An 8,871-nucleotide genomic window follows, 5' to 3' on the forward strand; every position below is an offset into this window, starting at 1 on the left:
CAACGACGAGTCGTAGGAGGGCTTGCACACACAAACACACACGACGGTGATCCTCGCGCCGCCCCGGCCACGAGGATCACCACCCGCACATCACACCAAGCAACCGATCAGTTACCCAACACTTTCTGAGCCCCGCGACGCGAGACCTCATTCGCCGGCACGCGGCCGAGAACCCTTCGAGCGGCTCGTCCGGCGCCGCCCCTTCGCTGTGGGGCGGGTGACACCCCGGGCGGACCGCCGCTATCGCCGAAGGCCGTCTCTACTCCCGGTTGGGATGGTGAGCGGCGTGCACGCATCTCCCGGGAACGGGCGGCGGGCCCGGTCCGTCCGCGGGCCGGCACCGTCGGGGTGGCGGGATGAGTGCCGGGTCCGACGTCATGGTCGTGGCCGGGTCCCGGCGCTGCTGTACCTGATCACGCCGGCCGCCTATCGGCTCCACCTCCACACCGACGACGTCCAGCGGGCCACCAGCCCGAACGGGTTCTTGACCCGGCAACTTCCCCACACTCCCGGAGACCCACGATGACCCGCCCCCGTAAGCCGGCCCCCGCACCGGACTCGGACGATGCCCTGTTCGGGGCCGAGGCCACCGAGTCCGCCCGCTACCGTCCCGGGCTGCCGGACGCGGCGATCCACCTCTCGGCTGCCACTCGGAACGGCGTACCCGGACCTGTCCTGCCGGACCTCGACGCCGGCACCGGACACGTGCTGCTCGCCCGCCGCCCCGGCGGTGACGCGTGAGCGGTACCGAGCGGCACACCGAGCCGCTCGACGTGCACCTCATCGCCCTGCGCGCGGGCCCGGCCGGGCCCGAGGTGCTGTTGTCCCGGCGGGCCGGCGGCGTGTACGCGGCGGGATGTTGGCATCTGGTCAGCGGGCACCTGGACGGTCCGTGGGAGGACATGGTCACGGCCCTGGTGCGCGAAACCCGGGAAGAGGCCGGCATCGTCGTCGATCCGGCCGATGTCCATGCGGCCGTCACCGTGCACCACCGCTCTCCCGCCGGCGGCGCGCGCATCGGGGTGTTCTTCGAGGTGAGGCGCTGGGACGGCACCCCGAAGGTCATGGAGCCCCGGGTGTGCGACGCCATGGACTGGTTCGCGCTCGACAGGCTTCCGGAGCCGATGGTCGCGTACTGCCGGGCCGGGCTGGACGCCTACCGGGCCGGTGCGCGGATGGCCGTGCACTTCCAGGAGCCCGGCGATCCGATCGCCTACGCCCCGGCCGCCGACCGGCTGGTCCCGGTGCCCGAACCCGGCAGCCCCGGCGCGGTCCCGCCAAAGGTGCGCGCCTTCGCCGAACGGGCGGTGGGCCGGATCACCGACTGGACGGACGCGTCATGGGCGCGAGAGGAGAGCCGCGTCTGGCGGGCGAGCGGCGCCGAGGGCGGCACCTGGTACGTGAAGATCCACCGGAACGACCGCTTTCACCGGCGTGAAGTCGCCGCGCTCCGCGGCTGGGTGCCCTCCCTCGGCGCAACCGCGCCCCGGTTGGTGGCAGCCGACGCGCAGCTGCGAACGGTGGTACTCACCGCGGTGGGAGGCCGTTCCCTGCACGGCGTCACCTATCCGCTCGAGCAGCAACGCCGGATCTTCCACCGCATCGGGCAGCTCGCAGCAGCCATCCACACCAGCGCCCCGCCGCGCGCGGCCGCCGGCGCCCTGTCCCGGGGGAAACTGGAACGGCACTTGGCCGGCGCCCGCGCCCACCTCGCGCCCGGGGATGAGGAGTTCATCCGCGCCACTGCGGAGAAGGCCGCCGGCTTGCCCGCCTTGGAGACGGTCCCCACACATGGAGATCTTCAGCTGCGCAACCTGCGATGGGACGACGAGACCGATCTCCTGTACGTGATCGATTTCGAGCGGTCGGAGGAAGGCCCGGCGATCAGGGACTTCGTGCGGCTGTCCGATGCCTGGCACGGCCGCCCCGATCTCCTGGCCGCTGTGATGGAGGGCTACGGCCGCCCCTTCACCCCGGAGGAAGACGCCCGGCTCGCGGCCCTGTCCGTCCTGGATTCCGTCTCCGGCATCGCCTACGGCACAGCCCACGACGACCCCGAGCTCGTCGAGCGCGGCCGACGCACCCTGGCCCGGCTCCGCGCCGCACGACGCACCTGACCCCACCGCACCTACGCACCAGGAGCAGCACATTGACGTACATCGTCCGCGAGGAGTGGGAGCAGCACTACAGCGACGGCAAGAACTTCCGGCGGGTCGGTGAGCGGGAGCGAGAGCTCCTCGCCGAGCACACCCCCGTTCCGGATGGCGGCGGCCGGGTTCTCGACGTGGGATGCGGCACCGGAGAGTTGGCCGTCTACCTCGCGTCGCTCGGCTACACCGTGGACGCGTGCGACTTCGCCGACAGCGCGCTCACACGGGCCCGCGAGGAGCACGCCGACATCGAGGGCGTGCACTGGCTGCAGCTGGACATCGAGCGCGACGACCCCGCCCCGCTGCATGAAGAGGGGTACGACCTGGTCACGCTCCGCCTGATGTACCCGTTCGTGCAGGACAGGGGGCGCGTCCTTCACGGGCTGGGTGAGCGGCTCCGGGACGGCGGCGCTCTCGTCGTCATCACCCCGGTAGCGGAGACCATGCCCGAGGAGCGGCGCGGGATCGCCTTGGATGAGGACGAGATCGCCGTGCTCGCCGCCGGATGGAAGAGGGTGGAGCGGCTGGACGCGGACGGCTTGGCCCTCCTGGTCCTGCGGGGCCCCGCCACCCCGGAGGCATCACAGGCATGACCGCCACCGACCACACCGTCCCGGGCTCCGACCACGGCCGTCGGCGCCCCTCCGCGATCTGTCCGGGCCGCGGGGAGCGTGGTTGTGAGCACGGCGCCCGGCCGCGCAGCCGGGTCCCCGTCCACGGCGGTATTCCTGCCACCGCACGCCCGCAACGACCAGGTCCGGATGCATCGCCCCCATGCCGCCGCGGCCCGCATGTTCAGGGGTGGGGCTTGGTTCTCGTCGGCTTCGACGTGGGGCTCGTACACGCCTACAGCCTCACCCGGCCGGTCACAGCGGCGCGGATCCGCGCCGAGTTCGCGCACGTCCTGGACACGCCCGCCGGCCGGGCCGGGGAGCTGGTCGCGCTTGCCCGGCTCCTCCGGGTCGCCGGGCGCGGCAGCCGTTCGGACCTCGCTCCCCAGCTCCTCCGCCACGCCGGGCGCACCTCACCGGTGCTCCGGCCCCCGTACCGTGATCGCCCTGGAGATCCCCGTGCTGCCCAGCCTGCTTGCCGTCTTCGCCCACCCGGACGACGAGTCCCTCCTCGCCGGAGGCGTCCTCGCCCGGCATCACGCAGCGGGAGCCCGCACCGGGGTCGTCACTGCCACCTGGGCCCCCGACAGTCGCAGGGCACCCGAACTCGCAGACGCGCTCGCGGTTCTGGGCGCCGGCGCGCCACGCCTGCTCGGCTACAACGACGCCCGCAATCCCGAGGCCGCCCCCGGCCGACCACGTCTCATCGACGCTCCCCTCGACAAGGCCATCGGCCGCCTCGTTGCCCGGATCCGGGATTTCAAGCCCGAGATTGTCGTCACTCACGACGCGGTTGGCCAGCTGACCGGTCACCCCGACCACGTACGCACCCACCAGATCACCCTCCTCGCCGTCGAAGCCGCCGGCCTCGCCCACCTGCACCCCGAAGCGGGCCCGCCCTGGCAGCCGGCCGCGCTGTACGCCGCCACGCACCCCGAGTCCGGCGTCGGCCTTCTCGGGCCGCTGCTCGAAGGCGTGGGCAAAAACGTCCTCGCGGTCCCGGACCCGTACGTCACCACCAGCGTGGACATCACGCCCTGGGCTGATGTGAAGTGGGCCGCGATCCTCGCGCACCGCGGCGAAGTCGCACGCGAGCGGGCCCTGCCCGGCATTCTCGCCCGGCTTCCCGAGGCCGACCGTGCCCGCATCATCCGGACCGAGCACTTCACCCGCCTCACCGCCGGCCCCACGAAGGGCGACCCCGCCCGGCTGACCACCTGACGCCCACCTCCTCTTGCCGGTCTCCCTGCACCGTCCACGAGCCGGCACCTACCGGATCGGAGAGACAATGACGACGACTTCCTCACCCGACGAACATCCCCCCGGTGCGGCGCTGACCGATAAGGCGTACGGGGCGCTGCGGGCCTCGGCCGCCCTATGGGCCGGCACCTCGGTACTGATCACCAATCGGCGCGGTCAGGTCCTGCTCCAGCGCGTCGGCTACCGGCCCACCCGCCTGCTGCCCGGCGGCGCCGTCGATACGGGCGAGTCTCCCGCCCGGGGCGCTGCGCGCGAGTTACAGGAGGAACTCGGCGTCACGACGACCGTCACCCACGGGCTGGCCGTCGACTGGATCTCCCCCGCCGGCCGCGCAACGTCCCCCGCCGTGAGGTTTCCCGGCGAGATCCTGCACGTCTTCGACGGCGGCGTTTGGGACGAAGGCCGGATCGCGGCGATCCGGCCCCGCCCGGGCGAGATCGATGGTGTCGAGTTCGTCGAGCCAGCCGATCTGCCCGCTGTGATGTCCCCCGGGGACGCCCGCCGCGTCCTGTCCGCGCTGCGCGCCCGTATCAACGGTGCCGGGCCCGCCTTGTTGGAGGATGGACTTCCGATCACCCCCACCATCCTGGACCGGGTCGGGGTTCTGCGTACCGCCCGAGCCCGTCACCGCTGCCCCTTCCGCTCCGCCCCCGTCCCCGCCGGCCTCGGAATCCGCCGGGTCCGGGTCTGGGCCTTCACCCCCGATGGGCGAGTGCTCGTGCTCCTCGATCCCGACACCGGCACGGCCGGCCTGCCCGGCGGCACACCAGACCCCCAGGGCCACGCGGACCCCGAGACCACGTTGATCCGCGAAGTCCACCGGAAGGCCACCGCCGAGCTCGCCGGCACCCGGTATCTCGGGTACCTCTCCGACCTCGACGAACCCCGGGCCCGCGCCCACTACGCCGCAGCTCTCACCAGCCTCGGCCCGGCCCCCGTCGATCCGGCCACCGGGCGCACCCACGTCCGCATCCTGGCCACCCCGGAGCAGGCCGTGGAACTCCTCGAGCGGGGGCCATCGGCGACCGAGGAGCTCCACGCGGTTCACCGGGCCCGCGTTCTCCTGGGCATTCCCCACTCCGGCCGCCGGCCCGTCACCGAACTCAACTCCCCCACCACCTGGTAGCCCTACACCTGCCCCGGAGCCCTACCGGTCGCCGGACCCGACCTGCTCGATGTACGTCTTCAGCGGCTCGAACCCCATGCGGCCCGCAGCTCCTCGACCTCTTCCGGGCACCGAACGGGATACGGAGCGAGTGTCCCGTCGGGGCCCTGTGTCAGCTGACTACCGAAGATTTGCCGCTGGCCGCGGGCAATGCGCACCCGGTCCTCCAGCAGAGCGCCGTGCCGCGGGTCGGCGTCGCCCGCGGTCACGGCGACCGCCAGCAGTTCCAGGCGTTCCTCCTGGAACCCGGGTTGCCGATCGGCATGCTGGGTGATCAGCCAGGCGGCTCCGGCGGCCTGCCGGCCGACCAGGGACTCGCCCGGCCAGCCGCGTGCGGCGATCAGCTCTCGCAGCCAGGTGGCATTCGCCTCGTCCACGGTTTCCCACCGCTCGATCAGGCACAGCCGCCACCGCCGACCGAACCGCGCGAAGGCGTAGCAACTCACCGTCTCACGCACCACCGAATCACTCATGCGCTCGACTCTCGGCCCCGGAGAGCGCCGACCGGACCACTTCTGAACGCATCCCATCGACGTGGCTCAATCCCACCGGGCACCGGCCCCTGACCATTGGGGTCTACGGTTCCACGGGTCGTCAATCGGTGTGCGCCAGGGCGATGTCGTACGGGTCGGTGACCCACGGCAACCCCCTTGCAGGTCAGCAGGAACCAGTCGCTGTAGCGGTACAGACCCCAAGCCCTCGACGAGGGAGCGGTGGTGGAGGCCATGCAAGGTGCCCTCGACTCACCCAGCCGGCGCACACTTCTGGAACCGCGCGGCCGGGGAGTGATCAGCCAGGGACGGGCGATCGGCTGTGGCCCTGCGCTTCGGCATTGATCATCACCCCGACGCGCCACCACGAATAGGACTTGCGTTAGCCACCCTCTGGCGGGGTCCGACAGCGTGACACCCGTTCGGGTGAATCGTTGGCGTAGGCGTGACGAGCTCGCCAGCACCCCGCCCCGATGCCGCGCCCCGCCGACGCCTCTTCCACCGCACATCACCGACCGCACCCCTACCCCGCTACACCGTCAGCGCGGAGAGGCACGACGACGCGCTGAACGTCTCCTGGTTCACCATCGCCCGCCGCCTGCCGCGCCTGTCCGGTATCGCCGTCCGGTTGGCCTGGCAGGCGGCGCCGCGCGCGGTGCTGCTGACCTGCCTGCTCCAACTGATCACCGCCGCGGTCACCGCGATCGGCCTGTACGCCACCACCAGCGCCCTGACCCCCCTGCTGGCGAGCGGGGCCACCCCCGAGCGGATCGGCGAGGCGCTGCCCGCGCTGATCCTGGTCACCGTCGCCGCCTGCGCCCGTTCCCTGGTCTCCGCGCTCACCGTGGCCACCACCGCCCGCATCGGCCCCCGGGTGGACGGCATCGCCGAGGCCCGTTACCTGGAGGCCGCCACCCGGGTACCGCTGGCCGCCTACGACGACCCGGCCTGGTCCGACCAGTCCGAAGCCGCCTCCCGCGCGGCCAAGGATGCCCACCAGATGATCGAGGCTCTGACCTCGGTGACCGGCGCGGTACTCTCCATCGCCGCAGCGGCCGGCATCCTGGCCCACCTCCACCCGGTGCTGCTGCCGCTGCTGCTCCTGGCCGTTCTCCCCCGGGGCTTCGCCGCCGTGCGCGCGGCCCGCGCCGCCTACCTGGCCGACCGGCACACCCTGGCCGACCGCCGCCTGCGCCACAGCGTGATCTTCGAGACCTCCAGCCGGGACCACGCCCTGGAGGTGCGGGCCTACACCCTGCGGCCCTGGCTGCTGGGTCGCTTCCGCACCGTCGCCGCCCGCTTGGAGGACGCCGCCGCCGAGGTGGGTCGCACCACTGCCCGCCACCAGCTGGTCGGTGACGCCGTCGCCGGCTGCGCCACGGTCGGCGTCTACGCCGCCCTGCTGTGGCTGGCCGCCACCGGGCGCATCGCCCCGGCCGCCGCCGGCACCGCCTTCATCGCGGTGCAGCTCAGCTCCCGCCTCCTTGCCGGGCTGGTCCAGGGCGTGAACACCACCTACAAGACCGGCCTGTACATGGCCGACTGGGATGCCTTCCTCGCCGATACCGCCACCCGCACCCGCCTGCCCGAACACCCCCGGCCGGTGCCCGCCGACCCGCAGGTGATCGAGGCTCGGAACGTCACCTTCCACTACCCCGGCAGCGAACTCCCGGCCCTTCAGAACGTCACCGTGCGGGTCCGCCGCGGGGAGGTCCTGGCCATCGTCGGCGCCAACGGCTCGGGCAAATCCACCCTCGCCAAACTCCTCGCCGGCCTCTACACCCCCACCACCGGCACCGTCACCTGGGACGCCACCGACATCTCCCGCACCGACCCCGAACAGCTGTGGCGCCGCCTGGCGATGCTTCCCCAGCGCTTCGCACGCTGGCCCGTCACCGCACGGGAGAACATCACCCTCGGCCAGGGCCCCGGTGACGAAGCCGGCATCCGCGCCGCAGCCCGCGCCGCCGGGGCGGACACCGTCCTGGACTCCCTGCCCGACGGTCTGAACACCAACCTCTCACCCTCCTGGTGGGGCGGCCGAGACCTGTCCGGCGGACAGTGGCAGCGCATCGCCACCGCTCGAGCGTTCTATCGGGCCGACGCACCGCTACTGATCTGCGACGAACCCACCTCCGCCCTGGACCCCCTCGCCGAGGAAGCCGTCTACCGGCGCATCCAAGCCCTCGCCGAAGGCCGGACCGTCATCCTCATCACCCACCGCCTCGGTTCCACCCGCACCGCGGACCGCATCATCGTCCTGGACGGCGGCACCATCACCGAAGAAGGGACCCACGAAGCCCTCCTCGCCCGGAACGGCACCTATGCCGCGATGTGGCGCGCCCAAGCCGACACCTACAGCGGCGACAAGGTCTGAACCCCCGCCCGCGAAGCACGGGTCACGAACTGCACGCCTACTCCTCGACGTTTCCACCCTTCCGAAGGAAAGATGGTGGAGGATTGCCCAACTTCGTGATCATCACGGCTGGACCCCCGAGACCCGGTCGGCAGGGCACGGGAGTACCCGGCACCAGCCCTCTCGCAATTACGGCTCCCCGGTAGGCCCTCAGCCACCCGGCTTCGCCCCGGGTTCAGCTGAGAGCGGCGAAGACCGTGGCGGCGACGGCGCCGAGAGCTGTTCCGCAGATGAGTTGGGGCAGGGTGTGTGCCTTCAGGACGCGGCGGGACCAGCCGATGGCGAGGACCAGCACGACCGCGGGGAGAAGCCCGGGCCCGTAGGCCAGGAGGAGGATCATCACCGTGCCTCCGGCGACGGCGTTGTGCACCGAGATCTGCCACCACACCGTCACGACCAGGGCGCTGGCCAGACCGGCGAGCATGGCGATGACCAGGGCGAAGACCTCTCGGGGAGCGCCGAGGACATCAAGCAGCACAATGCCGGTGACCACCGAGACGAGGGTGGCCGTGAGGGGGACGATGCGCTGTTTGCGCACCCGTACGTGCTTGTCGGTGAGTTTTCCCCGCCGTACGCCGAGGCGGATGATGACGAGGGGAATGACGCCGCAGAAGAAGGCGGCGAACAACCCCCAGCCGACACCGACCGGGTTCCCCGTGCTGTGCCATCCGATGAGCAGGAGCAGGGCGATGACGAGGTGGCCCGGCGCCAGGACATCCGTGATCGCTTTGGCCACTCTCACCCGGGGGGTGGCCTCGGCGTAGGTGGGGGTCGGTGG

8 protein-coding genes are annotated in these 8,871 nt (G+C 72.0%); 6 read left to right on the top strand and 2 right to left on the bottom strand.

The genetic code is table 11. The annotated features are described in order from the left end of the window. The first annotated feature begins 522 nt into the window (after window positions 1–522). The 5 genes from FNQ90_RS05850 to FNQ90_RS05870 all read left to right on the top strand — a co-directional run bounded on the left by FNQ90_RS05850 (window position 523) and on the right by FNQ90_RS05870 (window position 5,147). On the top strand, window positions 523–741 hold the full coding sequence (locus FNQ90_RS05850; RefSeq protein WP_182605282.1) for a hypothetical protein: 219 nt from the start codon (window positions 523–525) through the stop codon (window positions 739–741). Next, on the top strand, window positions 738–2,117 hold the full coding sequence (locus FNQ90_RS05855; protein WP_182605283.1) for a phosphotransferase: 1,380 nt from the start codon (window positions 738–740) through the stop codon (window positions 2,115–2,117). Before FNQ90_RS05850 ends, FNQ90_RS05855 begins: the two co-directional genes overlap by 4 nt. A 32-nt stretch (window positions 2,118–2,149) precedes the next feature. Beyond that, on the top strand, window positions 2,150–2,743 hold the full coding sequence (locus FNQ90_RS05860; RefSeq protein ID WP_182605284.1) for a class I SAM-dependent methyltransferase: 594 nt from the start codon (window positions 2,150–2,152) through the stop codon (window positions 2,741–2,743). A gap of 471 nt (window positions 2,744–3,214) precedes the next feature. Beyond that, window positions 3,215–3,982: a PIG-L deacetylase family protein gene (locus FNQ90_RS05865; protein ID WP_407699312.1), complete on the top strand. Its 768-nt coding sequence runs from the start codon at window positions 3,215–3,217 to the stop codon at window positions 3,980–3,982. A 67-nt stretch (window positions 3,983–4,049) separates the two neighbouring features. Then, a complete protein-coding gene (locus tag FNQ90_RS05870) occupies window positions 4,050–5,147 on the top strand; it encodes an NUDIX domain-containing protein (RefSeq protein WP_182605285.1) in 1,098 nt (365 codons plus the stop codon). A 59-nt stretch (window positions 5,148–5,206) separates the two neighbouring features. Here the strand turns inward: FNQ90_RS05870 and FNQ90_RS05875 are convergent, their stop codons facing one another. Beyond that, entirely contained in the window at window positions 5,207–5,659 is a 453-nt protein-coding gene (locus tag FNQ90_RS05875) for a DUF6624 domain-containing protein (protein ID WP_182605286.1), read from the bottom strand. A 463-nt stretch (window positions 5,660–6,122) separates the two neighbouring features. Between FNQ90_RS05875 and FNQ90_RS28385 the strand changes: the two genes are divergently transcribed. After that, on the top strand, window positions 6,123–8,054 hold the full coding sequence (locus FNQ90_RS28385; RefSeq protein ID WP_182605287.1) for an ABC transporter ATP-binding protein: 1,932 nt from the start codon (window positions 6,123–6,125) through the stop codon (window positions 8,052–8,054). Between the two features lie 214 nt (window positions 8,055–8,268). Here FNQ90_RS28385 and FNQ90_RS05885 read toward each other — a convergent pair. Continuing rightward, window positions 8,269–8,871: hypothetical protein (locus tag FNQ90_RS05885; protein ID WP_194432279.1), on the bottom strand; the 603-nt coding region annotated here is incomplete at its 5' end.

Source organism: Streptomyces alkaliphilus (genome assembly GCF_014141535.1).
GTDB lineage: Bacteria > Actinomycetota > Actinomycetes > Streptomycetales > Streptomycetaceae > Streptomyces > Streptomyces alkaliphilus.

Coding starts and splice junctions, on each gene's coding strand:
- FNQ90_RS05875 (WP_182605286.1), bottom strand. CDS start 5,659: ATGAGTGATTCGGTGGTGCGTGAGACGGTGAGTTGCTACGCCTTCGCG.
- FNQ90_RS05850 (WP_182605282.1), top strand. CDS start 523: ATGACCCGCCCCCGTAAGCCGGCCCCCGCACCGGACTCGGACGATGCC.
- FNQ90_RS05870 (WP_182605285.1), top strand. CDS start 4,050: ATGACGACGACTTCCTCACCCGACGAACATCCCCCCGGTGCGGCGCTG.